We start from the raw sequence: 18,567 nt of genomic DNA on the forward strand, positions 1-18,567 counted from the left end.
GCCAGGCGTCCTGGCTTGCCGATCGACAAGCCGAACGCCACCCATCGATAAGGGATGCGGACTATATAGCGCGCGGCCTTCAGCGCGACAGCAGGAACACCGCTTGCTGGCCGAAAAGGTTCCAGAACCACCATGGCGCGTTCAGCGTCATGCGCTGGCCGCCGGCCCCGAGCGCCACGGCCTTCTCGATATGCGCATCGATGTCGCGGCAAAGATCGACGAAATCGCGGATGGTGCAGAAATGGATGTTGGGCGTGTCGTACCAGCTATAGGGCAGGTTCTCGGTCACCGGCATCCGGCCCTTGAAGCCGAGCGAGGTGCGCACGCTCCAATGGCCGAAATTCGGGAAGGACACGATGGCCTTGCCGCCGATGCGCAGCATCTCGCCAAGCACGCGGCGCGGATTCTGCGTTGCCTGGATCGTCTGACTCAGCACGACATAGTCGAACGCATCGTCGGGATAGTCGATCAGGTCGGTGTCGGCGTCGCCCTGGATCACGGAAAGGCCGCGGGCGAGGCTTTCATTGACCCCGTCCTGCGATATTTCGATGCCGCGGCCATGAACGCCGCGCGTATCGATCAGCAGCTTCAGAAGCTCCCCGTCGCCGCAGCCGACATCGAGGACGCGGCTGCCGCGCTCGACGAGTTCGGCAATGACCAGAAGGTCGACGCGTGGCGAGTGGCCGCGAGGATTGGATCCGCTCGTCATGGCGATCCGTCTCCGTTCGCTGCCGTGGAGAGAAAGCCGCGCACCGTCGCGAATAGGACCGGCTCGTCGAGCAGGAAGGCGTCGTGGCCGCGGTCGGTCTCGATCTCGACAAAGGACACTTCGGCGCCGGCCGCATTCAGCGCCCGCACGACCGATTTGCTCTCGATGGTGGGAAACAGCCAGTCGGAGGTGAAGGAGACGACGCAGAAGCGCGTCTTCGTCCCGAGGAAGGCGTTGGCGAGCCGGCCGCCATAGTCGGCGGCGAGGTCGAAATAGTCCATCGCGCGCGTCACATAGAGATAGGAATTGGCGTCGAAGCGCTCGACGAAGGAAAGGCCCTGGTGGCGAAGATAGGATTCGATCTGGAAATCCGCGTCGAAGCCGAAGGCAATGTGGTCGCGATCCTGCAGCTTGCGGCCGAATTTCCGGTGCAGGCCTTCGTCGGACATATAGGTGATATGAGCGGCCATGCGGGCGACGGCGAGGCCCTTTCTCGGGCTCGTCTCCTCGGCGAGATAATGTCCGCCACGCCAATCGGGATCGGCCATGATCGCCTGCCGGCCAACCTCGTGGAAGGCGATGTTCTGCGAGGAATGGCGTGGTCCGGCGGCGATCGGCAGCGCGTTGCGCACGCGGTCCGGATAGCGCGCCGCCCATTGCAGCACCTGCATGCCGCCCATCGAGCCGCCGGCGACGCAGAAGAGACGCTCGATGCCGAGCGCGTCGATCAGCATCGCCTGGGCGCGCACCATGTCGGGGATGGTGATGAGCGGCAGGTCGAGACCATAGGGTTGGCCGGTGGCCGGATTGGTCGAGGCCGGACCGGTCGTGCCCATGCAGCCGCCGACGACATTGGAGCAGACGACGAAGAAGCGATCGGTGTCGATCGGCTTTCCCGGACCTACCATCGTCTCCCACCAGCCGGGCTTGCCGGTGACCGGGTTCTCGCTCGCGACATGCTGGTCGCCGGTCAAGGCGTGGCAGACGAGGATGGCGTTGGAACGATCGGCGTTGAGCGATCCATAAGTCTGGTAGGCGATCTGGAGCTGCTCGATCCGGCTGCCGGATTCGAGGATCAGCGGCTGCGCTTCGCCGAATCGCATGATGCGACTGGAGGGGGTATCGGCTTCGCTTCGCGCCTGGCTCGCGCCGGAGGGCGGCGCCGGTTGCCGGGGAGTGGCCATGGTTCGGTTCTGGACCGCTAGGAAAGGGGCGATTAGCTAGGGTCGGGGGTTCGGCACTGTCAATGTTTTCTTTGATTTCGCTCCGGCGCTTGCCTATGAATCGGCCCCCGCCGGTCGCCTGTGCGATCCCTTCCACCTAGCTGCAGATGACGAGCCATGCCCCCCCGCGATCCAGGCCCTGCGAGCGAACCCGACGCCATGAAGCTCGCCGAAATCCGGGCGACCATCGACCGGCTGGATGGCGAGATGCATGCCTGCCTGATGGAGCGCGGAACGGCGATTTCTTCGCTCATCCGCGTCAAGGGCACCAGTCGGCCGGGCGCCGCGTTCCGCCCGGGGCGCGAGGCCGACATGATGCGCCGGCTCGTTGCCCGCCACGAGGGCGCGCTGCCGCTCTGGACGGCCGAGCATATCTGGCGCGAGATCATCACGACGTTCACGCGCATGCAGGCCTCGTTCGACGTCGCCTATGATGGCGGCGTGCATCCGGACCAGACGCGCGACGTAGCGCGGTTTCTGTTCGGCTTCACCGTTGCGCTGCACCGGCAGGGCGACGCGCTCTCGACCATCAACCACATCAAGGAAAGCGGCACTGATCTCGGCGTCGTCTCGCTTCACCAGCCTGCCTCCGCCGGCGCCTGGTGGCGCGCGCTCGGACGTCCGTCCGCGCCGCGGATCATGGCGCTCTCGCCGTTCATCCGTGTCGGCGGCCGTCCGGCGGAGCATCCGGCGCTGGTGATCTCGCCCGAGCTTGCTGATCCGACGCCGCCCGATCTCATCCTGTTTGCGGCGGCAGCCGTCGGGTCCGATCCGGATGCGGCGGTTCGCGCGGCGGGCGGCACGGTGTTGGCGAGTTCCGGGCGCGAGCGGCTGGTCGCCTTCCCGGCGGGTGCGCCGGTGGCGGCGATCGCCTCGCGCGCCGGCCTTGAGGATCTAGCGCGGGTCGGCGCTCTGTTTCGCGGCATCAGCCTTGGCGACGAGGCGGCCGATCCGGTTCTCTATCAGCGCCTCGACGAGGCGGGAGTTCTTCCATGACCAAGAATTCGACGGGCCTACCCCCTGCGGCGCGGCCGACCGATCGGCCGAGCCCACGCGCCGGCATCCTTGAGATCGCGCCCTATGTGCCTGGCAAGTCGAAGGCGACGGGCGGCACCAAGGTGTTCAAGCTCTCCTCGAACGAGACCCCGCTCGGGCCGAGCCCAGCCGCGATCGCCGCGTTTCAGGACGCAGCGTCGTCGCTCGAAATCTATCCCGACGGTGCGGCGACGGCGCTGCGCGAGGCGATCGGCGAGGCCTATGGCATCAACCCGGCCCGGATCATCGCCGGCGCCGGCTCCGACGACGTGCTCTATATGATCGGCCATACCTATCTGGGCCCCGGCGACGAGGCGATCCACTCGCTACACGGCTTCAACGTCTATCCGATCATCATCCAGGCCGCGGGGGCGACGCCGGTCGCGGCGCCCGAGAAGGGTTTCACTACCTATGTCGACGCGATCCTCGATCGTGTCAGCGAGAAGACGCGCGTCGTCTTCGTCGCCAATCCCAACAACCCGACCGGCACCTATCTGCCCTTCAGCGAGATCCGCCGCCTGCACGCTGCGTTGCCGCCGCATGTCCTGCTCGTGCTCGACGCGGCCTATGCCGACTATGTCCGCCGCAATGATTATGAGAGCGGCATTGAGCTGGCCGGCGCGGCGCCCAACGTCATCATGACGCGCACCTTCTCGAAGATCTTCGGGCTTGCGGGCCTGCGCCTCGGCTGGGGCTATGGTCCGGCGGAGGTGATCGATGCTCTGAACCGCGTGCGCAGTCCGTTCAACGTGTCGATCCCCGCCGCCGCCGCCGGTGTGGCCGCCGTCAAGGACAAGGCGCATATCGAGGCGGCGGTTGCGCATAATGAGGAATGGCTGCCGCGCGTGACGCAGGCGATCGAAGGGCTTGGCCTCGAAGTGACGCCGAGCGTCGGCAATTTCGTGCTGATCCATTTTCCGGCGACGCCGGGTCGGACAGCCGCCGAGGCCGACGCGTTCCTGATGGGGCGGGGCATCATCCTGCGCCGCGTCACCTCCTATCATCTGCCGGACGCGCTCCGGATGACGATCGGCTCGGCAGAAGCCAATGAGGCGGTGATCGCCGGGCTGAAGGCCTTCCTGCACGGGGCGGCCTCCTGATGGCGGATCCACTCTTTCAACGGCTGGCACTGATCGGCATCGGTCATATCGGCGCTTCGATCGCGCTTGCCGCGCGCCGGGCTGGAGTTGTCGGCGAGATCATGGTCTCGACGCGCAGTCCGGCAACGCTGCGGCGGGCCGAGGAGCTCGGCCTGGGCGACCGCTATTTCGCCGAAGCGGCCGATGCCGTTCGCGATGCCGATCTCGTCATCGTCTGCGTTCCCGTGGGCGCATCGGGCGATGTCGCCAAGCTCATCGGACCGCATTTGAAGGCCGGCGCGATCGTCTCGGATGTCGGCTCGGTCAAGGTATCGGTGATGAAGGCGATGGCGCCGCATCTGCCATCGGCGGTCCGTTTCATTCCCGGCCACCCCTTGGCTGGCACCGAGCATTCCGGCCCCGATGCTGGGCTGGTGGATCTGTTCCAAAATCGCTGGTGCGTGCTGACGCCGGCCGAGTCGGTGGATCGCGCCGCCGTCGACAAGCTCATGGCTTTCTGGCGGGCGCTCGGCGCCAATGTCGAGACCATGTCGGCGGAGCATCACGATCTGGTGCTCGCCATCACCAGCCACCTGCCGCATCTTATCGCCTACAACATCGTCGGTACCGCGTCGGACCTTGAATCCGGCATTCGCTCCGAGGTGTTGAAGTTCTCGGCCTCGGGCTTTCGCGACTTCACCCGCATCGCCGCATCCGACCCGACCATGTGGCGCGACATCTTCCTTGCCAACAAGGATGCCGTTCTGGAGATGCTCGGCCGGTTCAACGAGGATCTGGCGCAACTGACGCGAGCCATCCGCACCGGCGACGGCGATACTCTGTTCGAACTGTTCACTCGCACCCGCGCCATCCGCCGCTCGATCGTCGCGATCGGCCAGGATACGGCGGCACCGGATTTTGGGCGTCGGGCGACGGAAGATCCGAAGGCCTGATCGGCCAGCTTAGGCTCACCAACCCGCGGCGCGGATCGCGTCCGCCACGCGGGCGGCGATCTTGCGATGGCCGTCCCGGTTCAGGTGAATCGCATCAAGCCGGTCACTCCTGCCGATATCACTATTCGGATTGAGGAAGTGCCGGCCGAACCGAAACTCGAGCACGGCATTGAGTTCCGCGAGGTCCTGGCGCGCCGGCTCCCCCGGCTGCTCGCTGGGATAATCGCCGGCGGGCACGGCGAGCACCAGATAGCGCTGCGTTTCGGCTGCCTCCAGCACAGCCTCGATATCCCAGGCCACCGACCAACCATCCGAATAATTATTGCGTCCCGCCCAGATGACGATCGGATGGCCGAAGAATTCCGGCATGCGCAGGAAGCGCTGCCGGATATCTCTCGACGTCTCGCCGCCGACGCCGAGATTGACGAAGCGTCGATGGCCCAGCCGTTCGGACACGAGCGCCGGGTAGGCGGCCGGGAAGGGCAGGCCGGCGCCGGAGGTCAGGCTGTCACCAAGAAAGACGATCGGTTCGCCCATCGACCCGCCGGAGCGGATACGCCCGAACGCCCATAGCGCCGGACCATAGGCCGGCGTCGCCGGCAGCTTTTTCATGGCGAGCAGCGGGAGTTTCGAAAGCGCTTGTCGCATGAGTTGTTCTCCGTGGAGATACAACTATTGAGTTATGCGCTGACAATGTGCAAGTCTGGATTGCGGTCGGATTCGTCTTCCCGCCTGTGCCCGCGCGACGAGGTCGCGCGGGATCGATCCAGCTCTTCTCGGGCATCTGGAATGAACTTCGCGATCTGGCTGTCGATCGGGCTGCTATGGGTGGGCACGGCCGCGGTCGCTCGCCCTACCGGGCGCGGACGGTCGGCCTGGGCGTCCGCCTACTGCTGGTTCGCCCTGTTCTGGCTGGTGCAGTTCACGCTGCTGCAATTCGGATTGCTCGACTATTTCGTCGAGATGCAGGGTGAGACGGCGATCTTCATCGTCTCGTGCCATGCCGCCTTTGCCGTCGGCGCCATGATGGTGATGATCCTCACGCCCGTTCCGGCGCCTGTTGTCGCGGTGAAGCGCTCGGGCGCGCCGAATGACCAGCGGAAGCTGACGGGCATCATGCTCTGGGTCGGCCTTGCCTGTCAGATGCTGCTAGCCCTGGACCGGCTCGCCATCAACGGCATGTCGTTTTCCGACGCCCTCGACGTCTCGAACATCAGCGAGGTACGGGCCGCCAATTTCGCCGCCGCCACCTCGAATCTCGGGCCGCTCTATCTCGTCGCGGCGATCGGGGCGTCCTGCAGCTATGTCGGGCTCGCGATGTTCTTCTACAATCGGGGGCTTGCGTCGCGCTGGACCGTGGGCCTCAAGGCATGGGCCTTGCCCATCATGGCGTTCGGCATGATTGGCGTGTACCAGCTTCTTCTGCTCGGCGGGCGGGGCGGACTGCTTTTCGTCCTGATCATCGCTGCAGTGGCCTTCTTTCTTGGCCGGAGCCTGGTGCCGGCGGCACGCATATCTTCGGCCCGTAGGGCGGCGGAGCGGCGGCTCACCATCATCGCGATCCTCGTTCTCGCCCTACCGCTTTCGATTGCGTCCGCCTGGTTCCAGGTCCAGCGCGACGGCGCGGGGAGCGATCCCTTTAGCCTGCTCTATATCGTGCATGCCGCGAAGCCGTCGGATCTGGTCCTTGACGCTGCCGTCAATGACCGCTTCCTGGCCTTCTATCTTCTGCAGTTCAGCTATCTCACCAGTTCGTCGCAGTTGCTGAACTTCTATGTTCCGCTCGGCTCCTATTTTCCGGGTCCCTATTATGGATCCTACAATTTCGCCCAGCCGTTCCTGGTCCTTGGCAAGATATTCGGCGGCTCGCAGTCGTTTGCCGATATCCGGTATGAGCTGTTCGCGCCGCTGATTTCGCAGGGGCATCATGGGAATGTCTGGACCACGCTCCTACGGGATCTCTATGCGGATTTCGGCTACGCCGGGACGATCCTCTTCCTGTTTCTCTTCGGTGCCCTAGTGCAGGCGGCTTCCGATTCGATGCGGAGACGGCCGACGGCGGCCAAGGCGTCCTTCGTGACCATGCTGCGGCTGATCTGCATCTGGTCGGCGTTCCACAGCCTGTTCTTCATCGAGGCCATCTTCTGGGCGACCGTCCTCTCCGGCGGGCTCGCGCTGGCAAGCCGTGCCGGAGCGCCGACACGGCGCCTCGTCCATGGCCGATATCCGAGCCCCGAAATCGGGCTGTCCATGCCATGGGGCGACCCGGCAGGCATCGAGCCGTCGCAATGGTCCGGCGCGGTGGTGGCCGTGCCGCGCTCCCAAGGTCCCGATCTCGGCGCGATCGAGCCGCGCCTCGTTTCTCAGGATAGCTGACGTATCCTACCGCATCCGCGTCAGCACGTTCCTCCGAAACGCCGCCGCGCGCCTCGCGGCGTAATAGGCGCTGCCGAGATCGGAGGGGTGGGTCTTGTCGGAGCCGCTAGTGTTGGTGAAGGCACCGGAATTTGCCGATGTCGTCTGCGTGCCGTAATTCCACGCCCCCGTCACCCAGGCGCCGACCGGATCGTTGCGCACGGGCACGAACCAGCAGCTCGCATCGCCGAAAGCGGTGACCGCGTCGGCGACGGCCTGCTCGACATAGGCGATCTTCTGCGTCGAGACGGCGGCGCTGTCGTCGATCGAGACGAGTCCGAAGACGACGATCGGGCCCGCGAATCCCAAATTACGCAGCGAACGGAACGATGCCAGCGCGGCGGCAGTGATGTCGCCGGCCGTCGCGGCATTGCCGAGCACCGTGCCGCGATCATTCGACGAGCCGGCGAAGAACGCGATGTCCGGCTTCAGCGCGGCGACCTGGGCAAGGCGTTCGCCATAGGAATAGGAAAGTCCGTCCGTGTCCTTGGCGAGATAGCCGGTGCCGCCCTTGGAGAGCGACCAGGCGTCCCGGATGCCGAGGAGGTCGGCGATCTGGCGATGCAGCGTCCGGCCGGCGAGCCAGGGACCATAGCTTGATCCCGCGCCGATCGAATCCTCGATAAAGACAGCGCGGACGATGTCGTCGGCTGGCGGGGCGTAGACCTGGCCGGTGGCGGAGAGGCGCACGCCGCCGAAATACCACCCGCGTCGGTCGCCCCGGATCTCGATCCTGTGCGTCCGCCGGCCGCCCGGTATGGTCACCTTGATCCATTGGTCGGTAGCGGCGGAGACGATCGCATCCGCCGACAGGAAGCGGCCGTCCACCAGAATCGCGATTCCGTTGGTGGCGGCGATCTGCTCGATCTCGAACTGGCCCTCGTCGATCATGAATTCGACGCTGGTGGAGAGGCCCTGCACCGTCGTTCCCGCCTTCGACTGAAACACATCGAATTGCCAGCGCGACGTCAGATAGGCCGAGGGGCTGGCGCCGAGGACGCGAAAGCGGTCGGGATGGGCGTTCGGCCGGTAGAGATTGGGGAGTGTCGGGCTCGCCGCGATCGAAAGGGTCGGCGCGGCCGCGTCGTCGGTCGCCATCTGCGCCGGTCCGCAATAGGACCAGAGCGTGCCGGTCGAGCCGGATCCGTCAAAGACCGGATCGGCGGTCGCGTGGGTCGGCCCCGCAGCGCCGACACTGGTCGAGGTATTGGCGGCGACATACCAGTTGCCGCCGGAGGCGACGACATTGCCGGGCTTGTAAGCCGTGCCCTGGACATAGGCCCCGGGCGCTTTCCACGGCAGGTTCGCCGTCGGATTGCCGCGATCGGCCCCTTGCGCAAGGCGGCGAAGCTTCGTGCCGAGCGTTTCGGCAAGGCGGGTCGGCGGGGTCAGGATGGCGTCCATGATCAACCCCGGAATTCGATTGAGAGGACCGTGTTTGACGGCGCGATCAGCCGCAACGTCGCGAAATCCCCGAGGCGGAGCGGATATTGCGCCCCTTCGAACAAGACCGTGCCGATGCCGGTGGCGTCGGTCGCCAGAGTCGGCACCGTACCGCCATGGGCATAGCGGATGCCATCAGCGCGGGGCTGGAGATAGACGAGCTTCGTGCCGGCGGGAATGGCCGCGATTGCGCCGCCGGCAGCTGTCAGTAGCGCCGCCAAAGTCTGTGCGGTGCTGGTCACGATGACCGACTGATGGCCATGCGGCACGAAGGCGGCGTCAGGCGCCGGCAGTGCCGCCAGCGAGGCAACGACCCGGTCGGCGGCGGCCTCAACTGCTCCCGACAGTGCCTCGAACAGGGCGGCGAGGTCGATCGGCAGGCCATCCTCCGGCCCTGCGATCGCCTGCACCGGCAGGAAGGGGCCGGCGCCGGTGCCCGAGGCGTCGAGCACGCGCTGGAGGAAGGGATTGCCGACGCCGTCGCGGATCGGCCGGGTGGAGAGCGCTGTACTCATGCAAGCCATCCAAGCAGGAAGAGGGGAATGTTGTCGGGATCGGCCGCGTCGAGCATCGTCGCGCCGGCCGGCGAGCCGGCATCGGAATTGCCGCCGCCAAGGCCCGTGATCGAGCCGAAGACCAGGGTTGTCTCGATGTCGCCGACGCGCTGTTCGATCTCGTAGGTCGCGACGCGGCCGGCGGGAACGAGGCGGGATTCGGCGAGGGTCGGCGTCCAGCGAAGCTCCTTCGCCTCGGTATCGAGTCCGAGCGAGCCCGAGGGTGTTTCGCGCGAGAAGAGGATCTGCCCGCCCGCGGCGACGGTGAGGGAATAGCTGGCGCCGGAGGGTATGGTGTCCGGCAGCGTCCAGATGAGGTCGGGCGCATTATTGCCGCGCCACAGCGAGATATCGGTTCGGATCGGCATCATGATCTCTGGGGGAGGGGCGTCCATCTGAGGATGACGCGTACAACTCTGATATACAACCAAAGATTGCATAAGTCACGTAGATTCGATCGGGAAGGGCTTCGGCCTGGCTGCTGCATTATCGCTTGCGGTCGCCTAGCGTCGTTGACTCGCGGAACATGATAACGCTACCATGCGGCAAAACGGGAGGAAGAAGCGTGTCGGAGGACCAGAAGAGGGCGGTCATTACGGGGGCCGGTGCCGGGCTTGGACGGGAACTGGCCATGGGCTTCGCGGCGCGGGGCGTCGCCGTGGCGCTGGTCGACCGCGACGCGGCCGGAATCGAGGCGACGCGATTGGGGCTGCCGGCCAGTGCCCGCAGCCTTTCCATCGCGCAGGACCTCACCGCGGATGGCGCGGCCGAGGCCGTGATCGGCCGGATCGAGGCCGAATGGGGCGGGCTCGACGTCCTCGTCAACAATGCCGGCTTCGGCGCGATCGAGCCGTTTTTCGAGATGAGCGCGGCGCTCTGGCAGAAGACGCTGGCGATCAACGTGACGGCGCTGGCGATGATGACCAAGGTCGCCGCTCTGGTGTTGAAACGGCAGGGCGGCGGCCGGATCGTCAACATCACCTCGCCCGGTTCGCGCATGGCGCTGCCGAACTACGCGGCCTATGCGGCGTCGAAGGCCGGCGTCGATTCGATCACGCGGTCGAGCGCTATCGCGCTGGCGCCGTTCGGTATCACGGTCAATTCCGTCGCGCCCGGCATGATGGATACGGAAATGCAGCGCTCCACCGAGCGTGATCTGGCGCGCGCCGAGGGTCGCGAGGATTTCGACGCCTTCATTGCCGAGCGCACGCGCCGCGCGCCGCTCGGCCGGCGTGCCCGGATCGACGAGGTCGCCGCCACCGTCCTGTGGCTGGCGCTCGATGCCCCCGACTACATCACGGCCGAACGGCTCAATGCCTCCGGCGGCATGGACAGGGACTGAAGCATGGCTCTTTCGACCAACCATCCGCCGGAAACGGCGGATTTAGCGGCGCTCAAGGCCCATGCGCAGGCGATGCGCCGGCACATGCTGGTGATGGCGCGCGGGCCGGGGCAGGGCTATGTCGGCCAGGGCCTCGGCATCGCCGATACGCTGGCGGCGATCTATTTCCACGAATTGCGCTGGGATCCGGCCGACCTCCATGCCGAGGACCGCGACCGCTTCCTGCTCTCGACCGGGCATTATTCGATCGCGCTCTGGGCAGCACTCGCCGAGGCCGGGATCTTCGCGCCTGAGGAATTGACCAGTTACGGCGCCGATGACAGCCGGCTCGACATGTCGACGATCGATACGACGCCGGGCGTCGAGATGATCGGCGGCTCGCTCGGCCATGGCCTCGGCCAGGCGATCGGCATGGCGCTCGGCCTTCGCACCAAGGGCTCGACGGCGCGCATCTTCTGCGAGCTTTCCGATGGCGAGATGCAGGAGGGCTCGACGTGGGAGGCGGCGATGTCGGGCAGCCATTTCGGCCTCGACAATCTCGTCGCCCTCATCGATTGCAACGGCATCCAGGCCGATGGCGCCCTGGTGCTCGACATGGAGCCGGTCGCTGATAAATGGCGCGCCTTCGGCTGGGCGACGCAGGAAATCGACGGCAACGACATGGCGGCGGTCGTCGAGGCGCTGCATCGCGCGCGGGCACGAGCGGGCAAGCCGCATGCGATCGTGCTGCGGACCAAGCCCGGCTTTGGCATTCCGACCCTGATGGCGCGCGAGAAGGCACATTTCATCCGCGTCGATGGCGGCGAATGGGATCAGCTGATGGTCGAACTCGAGACGGAGGCGGCCAAGCATGGCTGAGGCAGCACGACATCCGGAGCGCGTCTTCACGCGGGCGATGGGCCGCGACGAGGCGACGGGCAGCCGTCCAACCGTCGATGCCCCCTTCGGCCTGGCGCTCGCCGCGCTGGGCGCCGAACGGTCTGATATCGTCGGGCTGACGGCGGATCTCGGCAAATATACCGACATATTGCCGTTTCGCGACGCCTTCCCGGATCGATTCTTCAATATGGGCATGGCCGAGCAGAATCTGATCGCGGCGGCGGCGGGGCTGGCGCGCACCGGCTTCACGCCCTTCGCGACCACCTATGGCGTGTTCGCGTCGCGGCGGGCCTATGATTTCGTCGCCATCGCCTGTGCCCATTCGAATCTGCCGGTGAAGATCGTCGCCGGTCTTCCGGGCCTCACCACCGGCTATGGCGGCACGCATCAGGCGATCGAGGATACCGGGCTGATGCGGCTCATCCCCGGGCTCGCCGTCATCGACCCGTGCGATGCGACCGAGATCCAGGCTGCGACCCGCGCCGCTGCCGCCCATCCGGGGCCCGTCTATATGCGGCTGTTGCGTGGCAAGGTGCCGGTCGTGTTCGAGCCGGAGGGTTTCGAATTCGAGATCGGCAAGGCGCGGCTGGTGCGGGAGGGCGGCGATGTCGGCTTCATCTCGACCGGCTTCATGACCGAGCGGGCGATCGACGCGGCGGCGGCGCTGGAAGCCAAGGGCATTTCCGCGGGCGTGCTGCACGTGCCGAGCCTGAAGCCCTTCGATGCCGAAGCAGCGGTCGATTTTGCCGGCAAAGTAAAACGTGTCGTCACGGCGGAGAACCACGTCGTCTCCGGCGGGCTCGCCTCGCTGGTCGCCGAGGCTCTATTCGAGGGCGGTGTCTCGAAAAGGCTGACGCGGATCGGCCTGCCGGATCGCTATATCGAATGCGGTGCCGTGCCCACGCTGCAGAAGCGCTATCGCATCACCACGGAAGATCTGGTCGCCGCCGGGGAGGGCAGGGCATGAAGATCACGGAGATCGAGACCTTCCTCGTCGGCGCTGGCTGGAAGAATTGGCTCTTTGTTCGCCTCCATACCGATGCCGGCATTACCGGCCTCGGCGAGGGCACGTTGAACGGCTTCATCCGCACCACCGAAGCGGCTGTGCGCGAACTGGAGCATCTCGTGATCGGCGAAGATCCGAGACGCATCACGGCTCTGGCGAAGAAGATGCTCGACAGCGTTTCGCTTGACGGCGGCCATATCCACCGCACGGCGATCGCGGCGGTCGAAGTCGCCTGCTGGGACATTCTCGGCAAGTCGCTCGGCGTGCCGATCCACCAGCTTCTCGGCGGAAGGGTGCGCGACAGTGTGCTCGGCTATGCCAATGGCTGGTACCGCACCGAGCGCTCGCCGGAGGCCTTCCTGAAAGCGGCCGAGGGCGTGATCGCCAAGGGTTTCCACGCGATGAAGCTCGATCCGTTCGGGACGGCGCAAGGGTTCATTTCCGAAGCCGAGCTCGATCTTTCCTACGAGATATTGAAGGCGCTGCGCGACAATCTCCCGGCCGACACCCGCATCCTGATCGACGTCCATGCCCGCTTCACCGAGATCGAGGCGATCCGCGCGGCGCATCGTCTTGCGCCGCTCGGACTCTATTGGTGGGAGGAGCCGACCAGCCGCGACCGGCAGGAAACGGTGCATTCCGTCGGCAGGGCGAGCCCGATCCCGGTCGCGACCGGTGAAATGTATGACACCGTCGGCCAGTTCTACACGCTGGCCGAGCGAGGCGGCGTCAACATCTTCCAGCCCGAGCCCATGTCGCTTGGCGGCATCGGCAATACGATGGCCGTCGCCAATCTGGCGCTCGCCCACGGCAGCTATATCGCCCCGCATCAGAGCGGTGGCCCCGTGGCCACCGCTGTATGCCTGCAACTCGCCGCCTGTGTCCCCAATTTCCTGATCCAGGAACATTTCGACGCGTTCAACGAGCCCTGGACGCAAGAACTCGTGACCTGGCATCCGGTGATCGACCCGGAGACCGGCCATCTGTCGCTCCCCGATGCGCCGGGCCTCGGGCTCGAACTCAACGACGCCGTGGCGCTCGCCCATCCCTATGATCCGGCCGCCTATCTGAACGTCCATGCCGAGGGCTGGGAGAAGCGCCTTGGTTCGCGCAAGCGCGGCTGACGCCGGCGGGGCGCAAGTCGCTTGATATCTTTATAATAGTATGTTCGTCTTATGAAGAACGCCCGGCCTGTTGCGTACCGGGAGTTGAGCAAGAAGAGATGCGGCGGCTTTGCCGGACCAGCATCCGATACCGCACCACGAGGAAACGCCGAGCCCGGACTCCGCCAGACGCGGGCCGGGACCCAAGGGAGGATTATCCATGCTGAACCGACCCCGCCGGGCCGTGCTGCGCGGCGCCATGATGGCCTTTGTCGGGCTCGCCGCCCTGGCCGCTCTGCCCGCCGCCGGCTTTGCCGAGACCACCACCGACAGCATCATCTCGAATGGCAAGGTGGTGATCGCCGTCGATACGACCACGCCCCCCTATGGCATGATCGACGACCAGATGCAGCCGACCGGCTTCGACATCGAACTCGCCCAGCTCATCGGCAAGGCTCTCGGTGTTCCGGTCGAATTCGTCACGGTGACCTCGCCCGGGCGCATTCCGGCGCTGCTCACCAACCGGGCCGATCTCGTCGTGTCGATCTTCTCGATCACGGCGGAGCGGGCGCTGCAGGTGGCTTTCACCATCCCCTATGCGTCGCAATCCTCCGTCGTGCTGGCGCCGAAGAGCGTCAATATCAAGTCGGCGAAGGATCTGGTTGGGCTCAAGGTCGGCGTGACGCGCGGCACCGGCGAGGATGGTCTGCTGACCGCCGCGGCGAAGGATAATCCCGGCATTGAGATCCTGCGTTTCGACGATTATGCCTCGATCTCGCAGGCCATGCTCTCCGGTCAGATCGACGCGATGGGCGGAGGCGACTATGGCGACATCTATCTGAAGAAGAGCGCCAAGGGCGATGATTTCGAGCTGAAATACGTCCTGAAGACGTTCTACTTCGGCATCGGCGTGCGCAAGGACAGCCCGCAGCTGCTGCAATGGCTGAACACCTTCATCTTCACGCTGCGCCAGGACGGCACGCTCGATCGTCTGTCGCAGAAATACCGCAAGACACCGCTGCCGACCCTGCCGACGTTCTGACGCCCTAGCTAGCCGCGACAGGGCCGCCTACGGCCTTATCGCTCCTCCTCCTACGCAGCGGGAGCCGGAATGAACTACGTCTTTCAGTTCGGCCCGATCCTGGCTCGCTGGCCGGAGTTTCTTTACGGCGTCTGGCGAACGATGGAACTGACCGCGGCCTCGGTCGCGGTCGGCTTCGTCATCGGCGTTCTCGGCGCGCTCGGGCGCAGCTTCGGTCCGCTCTGGCTTCGCGCTCTGATCGGGGCCTATGTCGAGATCATCCGCAATACGCCGCTGCTGGTGCAGCTCTATTTCGTCTTCTTCTCGTTGCCGCTGCTGGGCTTGCGCCTTTCGAGCGATCAGGCGGCGATCCTCGCCCTTTCGATCCATCTCGGCGCCTATGCTACCGAAATTCTTCGCGCCGGCATCCAGTCAATACCGGGCGGCCAGATCGAGGCGGCGAAGTCGCTCGGCCTGTCGCGCCGCCAGATCATCCGCCATGTGATCATGGTTCCGGCAGTGCGCGCCGTCTATCCGGCCCTGACCAGCCAGTTCATCCTGCAACTTCTCGGCACCTCGATCGTCTCGGCGATCGCGGCAGAGGAACTGACAGCCATTGCCAACAACATGGCGATGCAGACGTTCCGCAATTTCGAGATCTATATCGTCATCGCGGTGATCTACTTCGTACTGGTGCGCGTCTGCGATCTTGTCTTTCGCCTCGCTTCCCGATTCCTGTTCCGGTGGAAGACATGAGCCTGCGAGAATTCGGTCCTTCCGAGATTTATTTTCTGCTGCTTTCCGCCCGGTGGACACTGCTGCTTTCGGTCGTCGCTTTTGCCGGCGGCGGTGCGCTCGGCCTCCTGATCGCGGCGCTCCGCGTCGGGCCGTGGCCGTGGCTGCGGCATCTGGCGGCCGGCTATGTCAGCTTCATGCAGTCGACGCCGATCCTGATCCAGCTCTTCATGGTCTATTACGGCTCGTCCTTCATCGGCCTCCGGCCCGATCCATGGCCGGCCGCGGCCATCACCTTCTGCCTTAACAGTGCTGCCTTCTTCGGCGAGATCTTCCGCGGATCGATCGAAGCCGTGTCCAAGGGTCAGTGGGAGGCATCGACCTCGCTGGGCCTGCGCTATCTCGCAACGCTGCGCCTTGTCATCCTTCCGCAGGCCGCGCTGCTCAGCCTGCCGCCGACGGTCGGCTTCATGGTGCAGATCGTGAAGACGACGTCAGTCGCCTCGTTGATCGGCCTCGTCGAACTGTCGCGCACGGGAACGATGATCAACACGGTGACGTTCCAGCCTGTGCTCGTGTTCGGCACCGTGGCCGCCATCTACTTCGCGCTCTGCTGGCCACTGTCGCTGCTCGGCCAATATCTGGAACGCCGTCTGATCACGGGGCGCGAACGGCGCGTCGCCCTGTGACGTATTCAGGTACTTTCGCGGTCGATGATCTCAAAGCCGATCGGCGTGATCCTCGGGACGTCCGTCTCGCCTTTGAGGCGTCGCAGCAATTGCTCGACCGCCTGGCGGCCCATGTCGTAGCGCGGGACGCGAACGGTGGTGAGGCGGGGGAAAAGCTGCGCGGCGAGGTCCATGTCGCCATAGCCGGCGATGGCGAGGCGCTCCGGGATCTTCCAGCCCCGACGATGGCATTCCTGCACGGCGCCGATGGCCAGCGTGTCGCTGGAGCAGAAGACGACATCCAGCGCCGTATCGCGCTCGACGAGGGCGGTCAGTGCCTCGGCGCCGCCCTGCGGCGTGATCGGCACCTCGATCTCGAGGCTTTGCGGATAGAGGTGGCCGCGATCGGCGAGCGCCGCCTGATAGCCGATGCGCCGCTGCTGCAGGCGGTCATTGCCGTGCATCGGCGTGGATACAAAACCGATCCGCCGATAGCCCCGGTCGACGAGATGGACGGTCATCGCATAGGCGGTGTCGAAATTGGAGACGCCGACGGCCATGTCGATCGGCTCGCGGCCTTGGATTTCGCTGATCTCGACGACGGCATAGTCGCCTGCTGCCAGCAAGTGCCGCGCCGCTGGAGACTGCACGAAAGCCTGGAGAATGAGCCCCGCCGGCTGCCAGCCGAGCAGGGAGCGGATCGCCCGGTCCTCGGCCTGCTCGTCGAAATCGCCCTGGATCAGCAGCAACTGGTAGCCTGCCTCGTGGCAGGCGTCGGTCATGCCCTGCACCTGCTCGGCGATGCCGGAATTGATCAGCGGCGGCACCATCGTGCCGATGATGCTGCGGCGGCTGCGCAGCGAGGACATGGAAGAGGCGAGCTGGTTGCGGATAAAGCCCTCGCGCTCGATCACCTCCATGATCCGCGCCCGCGTCTCGGGCGAGACCTTTTCCGGATTGGCCAGCGCCCGCGAAACCGTCATCGGCGCCACCCCGGCGCGCCGGGCGATCTCCTTCATGCCAAGGCGCGGACCTCCGCTTCCGCTCTTGCCCCCCGCCGGCTTGGTCATCGCGTCCCGTTCCTCGTTTGTGAATCCTCGCGGAAGCATAGTCCGAGGGCGGGCTGCCGTCGCGGGTCACCTCGCGAGGGCGTACCGGCGGCGCCTGTGGGTGCGTCACGACGGCGCCGCAGCGGTTCGTTGTTGATAAAAATATAATAGCATGATGTTATGTGAATAAGCCCGGTAAGAAGGGTGTCGTCCGGATCATCCGAGGAGGGGTGACTGTGGCGGAGGAGGAAAAGATGGATAGAGCCGCCGCGCGGGAAGCCGCGCCGGAAGGGTCGGGGCGTGCGCTGCGCGACCGGTTGACGAGGTTTGTCGCGGTCGGCGAGGTGGGGGTCCTGCTGGCGCTCATTCTCATCGTCATCTTCTTCTATGCGATGGAGCCGGCCTTCCTCTCCGAGCGCAACGTGCGCGCCATTCTGCGGGTCGTCTCCTTCGTCGGCATCATCGCGATCGGCCAGACGATCCTGCTGGTCGGTGGCGAATTCGATCTTTCCGTCGGCGCGGTTGCCGGCCTCTCCGCCGTGGCGAGTGCCAAGCTGATGACGGCGCTTGCGCTTCCCGTTCCGCTTGCGCTTCTCGGCGGCGTTCTAGTCGGCGGCGGCGTCGGTCTCGTCAACGGCCTCGCGGTCGTCAAGCTGAAGATCCCGGCTTTCATCCAGACGCTCGGCATGCTGTTCATCGGCCAGGGACTCATCCAGGTCGTGACCAATGGCTATCCGGTCTATCCGCTGCCGAAAGTGATCAGCGAGATCGGCATGGCCGATTTCGTCTTCGGCCTTGGCTGGAGCTTCGTCTTCTTCGTCGTCGCCGCAGTGACCGCCGATTTCGTCCTGCGCCGCACCGTGCTCGGCCGCAACATGTATGCGACCGGCGGAAATCCCGAGGTCGCGCGCCTCGTCGGCATCGATACCGCCCGCTACAAGATCGGCGCCTTCATCGTCGTCGGCATGCTCGCCGCGGTCGCCGGCATGTTTGTCATGGCCGACTTGGCGTCGGGCACGACGTCGATCGGCTCCGGTTGGGAGCTGACCGTCATTGCCGGCGTTGTCGTCGGCGGCGTCAGCCTGTTCGGCGGCGCGGGCACGATGGCGGGCGGTCTTATCGGCATCCTGCTGCTGCAGGTCGTCACCTCCGGTCTCGTCGTCATCGGCGTCAATGCCAACTGGCAGCAGATCGCGGTCGGCCTGATCATGGTGATCGCGGTCGGGCTCGACGTGCTGCGCCGCCGCTACTTCATCGCCGGCTCCAGCGCGCAGCCGGCGAGCGAGCCATCGGGCGGCAATCCGGCCTGACAGGAACCGAAGGTGAAAGCGCCTCGGCAGGCCATCGACTCCG

The 18,567-nt window shown here is 65.6% G+C and carries 19 protein-coding genes; 12 read left to right on the forward strand and 7 right to left on the reverse strand.

Translation table 11 applies throughout. The features are described 5' to 3' along the window. Positions 1-79 precede the first annotated feature (79 nt). On the reverse strand, positions 80-709 hold the full coding sequence (gene metW / locus OSH05_RS11965) for a methionine biosynthesis protein MetW (protein WP_104221475.1): 630 nt from the start codon (positions 707-709) through the stop codon (positions 80-82). Then, positions 706-1,893 carry a homoserine O-acetyltransferase MetX gene (gene metX / locus OSH05_RS11970; RefSeq protein ID WP_104221474.1) on the reverse strand — a complete coding sequence of 396 codons (1,188 nt, stop codon included), beginning with the start codon at positions 1,891-1,893 and terminating at the stop codon, positions 706-708. The genes metW and metX overlap by 4 nt, the downstream gene beginning before the upstream one ends. Positions 1,894-2,091: 198 nt before the next feature. Between metX and OSH05_RS11975 the strand changes: the two genes are divergently transcribed. Genes OSH05_RS11975 through OSH05_RS11985 form a run of 3 tightly spaced genes read left to right on the forward strand, consistent with a single transcriptional unit; the run spans position 2,092 to position 4,999 of the window. Beyond that, on the forward strand, positions 2,092-2,928 hold the full coding sequence (locus OSH05_RS11975) for a chorismate mutase (protein ID WP_104221473.1): 837 nt from the start codon (positions 2,092-2,094) through the stop codon (positions 2,926-2,928). Then, the gene (gene hisC / locus OSH05_RS11980) at positions 2,925-4,067 is read left to right on the forward strand and encodes a histidinol-phosphate transaminase (RefSeq protein WP_104221472.1); all 1,143 of its coding nucleotides are present in this window, start codon (positions 2,925-2,927) and stop codon (positions 4,065-4,067) included. Before OSH05_RS11975 ends, hisC begins: the two co-directional genes overlap by 4 nt. Then, positions 4,067-4,999 carry a prephenate/arogenate dehydrogenase family protein gene (locus tag OSH05_RS11985; RefSeq protein ID WP_104221471.1) on the forward strand — a complete coding sequence of 311 codons (933 nt, stop codon included), beginning with the start codon at positions 4,067-4,069 and terminating at the stop codon, positions 4,997-4,999. Before hisC ends, OSH05_RS11985 begins: the two co-directional genes overlap by 1 nt. 15 nt (positions 5,000-5,014) lie before the next feature. Here the strand turns inward: OSH05_RS11985 and OSH05_RS11990 are convergent, their stop codons facing one another. Continuing rightward, positions 5,015-5,647, reverse strand: a complete 633-nt coding sequence (locus OSH05_RS11990) for an SGNH/GDSL hydrolase family protein (protein WP_104221470.1) — start codon at positions 5,645-5,647, stop codon at positions 5,015-5,017. Between the two features lie 141 nt (positions 5,648-5,788). Between OSH05_RS11990 and OSH05_RS11995 the strand changes: the two genes are divergently transcribed. Next, positions 5,789-7,375, forward strand: coding sequence for an O-antigen polymerase (locus OSH05_RS11995; protein ID WP_104221469.1), 1,587 nt, complete (start codon positions 5,789-5,791; stop codon positions 7,373-7,375). A gap of 6 nt (positions 7,376-7,381) precedes the next feature. On the opposite strand, the gene OSH05_RS12000 is transcribed toward OSH05_RS11995, so the two are convergent. The 3 genes from OSH05_RS12000 to OSH05_RS12010 are packed head-to-tail and all read right to left on the reverse strand — an operon-like array spanning position 7,382 to position 9,779. Then, a complete protein-coding gene (locus OSH05_RS12000) occupies positions 7,382-8,818 on the reverse strand; it encodes an SGNH/GDSL hydrolase family protein (protein ID WP_104221468.1) in 1,437 nt (478 codons plus the stop codon). Between the two features lie 2 nt (positions 8,819-8,820). Then, positions 8,821-9,372 carry a hypothetical protein gene (locus tag OSH05_RS12005; RefSeq protein ID WP_104221467.1) on the reverse strand — a complete coding sequence of 184 codons (552 nt, stop codon included), beginning with the start codon at positions 9,370-9,372 and terminating at the stop codon, positions 8,821-8,823. After that, positions 9,369-9,779, reverse strand: coding sequence for a hypothetical protein (locus tag OSH05_RS12010; protein ID WP_165801745.1), 411 nt, complete (start codon positions 9,777-9,779; stop codon positions 9,369-9,371). Before OSH05_RS12010 ends, OSH05_RS12005 begins: the two co-directional genes overlap by 4 nt. Before the next feature lie 197 nt (positions 9,780-9,976). Here OSH05_RS12010 and OSH05_RS12015 point away from each other — a divergent pair, with 197 nt between their 5' ends. The 7 genes from OSH05_RS12015 to OSH05_RS12045 all read left to right on the forward strand — a co-directional run bounded on the left by OSH05_RS12015 (position 9,977) and on the right by OSH05_RS12045 (position 16,186). Further along, complete coding sequence (locus OSH05_RS12015) at positions 9,977-10,753, forward strand: SDR family NAD(P)-dependent oxidoreductase (protein ID WP_104221465.1); 777 nt, start codon at positions 9,977-9,979, stop codon at positions 10,751-10,753. A gap of 3 nt (positions 10,754-10,756) precedes the next feature. Continuing rightward, the gene (locus OSH05_RS12020; protein ID WP_104221464.1) at positions 10,757-11,611 is read left to right on the forward strand and encodes a transketolase; all 855 of its coding nucleotides are present in this window, start codon (positions 10,757-10,759) and stop codon (positions 11,609-11,611) included. Next, positions 11,604-12,599, forward strand: a complete 996-nt coding sequence (locus OSH05_RS12025; protein ID WP_104221463.1) for a transketolase family protein — start codon at positions 11,604-11,606, stop codon at positions 12,597-12,599. Before OSH05_RS12020 ends, OSH05_RS12025 begins: the two co-directional genes overlap by 8 nt. Beyond that, positions 12,596-13,762 carry a mandelate racemase/muconate lactonizing enzyme family protein gene (locus tag OSH05_RS12030; protein ID WP_104221462.1) on the forward strand — a complete coding sequence of 389 codons (1,167 nt, stop codon included), beginning with the start codon at positions 12,596-12,598 and terminating at the stop codon, positions 13,760-13,762. Before OSH05_RS12025 ends, OSH05_RS12030 begins: the two co-directional genes overlap by 4 nt. A 199-nt stretch (positions 13,763-13,961) precedes the next feature. Next, positions 13,962-14,783 carry a transporter substrate-binding domain-containing protein gene (locus tag OSH05_RS12035; protein WP_266352282.1) on the forward strand — a complete coding sequence of 274 codons (822 nt, stop codon included), beginning with the start codon at positions 13,962-13,964 and terminating at the stop codon, positions 14,781-14,783. A 69-nt stretch (positions 14,784-14,852) separates the two neighbouring features. After that, positions 14,853-15,518, forward strand: coding sequence for an amino acid ABC transporter permease (locus OSH05_RS12040; RefSeq protein ID WP_104219598.1), 666 nt, complete (start codon positions 14,853-14,855; stop codon positions 15,516-15,518). Further along, positions 15,515-16,186: an amino acid ABC transporter permease gene (locus OSH05_RS12045; protein WP_104219599.1), complete on the forward strand. Its 672-nt coding sequence runs from the start codon at positions 15,515-15,517 to the stop codon at positions 16,184-16,186. The genes OSH05_RS12040 and OSH05_RS12045 overlap by 4 nt, the downstream gene beginning before the upstream one ends. A gap of 5 nt (positions 16,187-16,191) precedes the next feature. On the opposite strand, the gene OSH05_RS12050 is transcribed toward OSH05_RS12045, so the two are convergent. Then, positions 16,192-17,235 (reverse strand): substrate-binding domain-containing protein, encoded by a 1,044-nt coding sequence (locus tag OSH05_RS12050; protein WP_104219600.1) that lies wholly within the window; start codon positions 17,233-17,235, stop codon positions 16,192-16,194. 233 nt (positions 17,236-17,468) lie between these two features. Here OSH05_RS12050 and OSH05_RS12055 point away from each other — a divergent pair, with 233 nt between their 5' ends. Next, positions 17,469-18,524, forward strand: a complete 1,056-nt coding sequence (locus tag OSH05_RS12055) for an ABC transporter permease (RefSeq protein ID WP_104219601.1) — start codon at positions 17,469-17,471, stop codon at positions 18,522-18,524. Positions 18,525-18,567 lie beyond the last annotated feature (43 nt).

Origin of the sequence: Kaistia algarum (assembly GCF_026343945.1) — a bacterium.
In the GTDB taxonomy this organism is placed as follows: Bacteria; Pseudomonadota; Alphaproteobacteria; order Rhizobiales; family Kaistiaceae; genus Kaistia; species Kaistia algarum.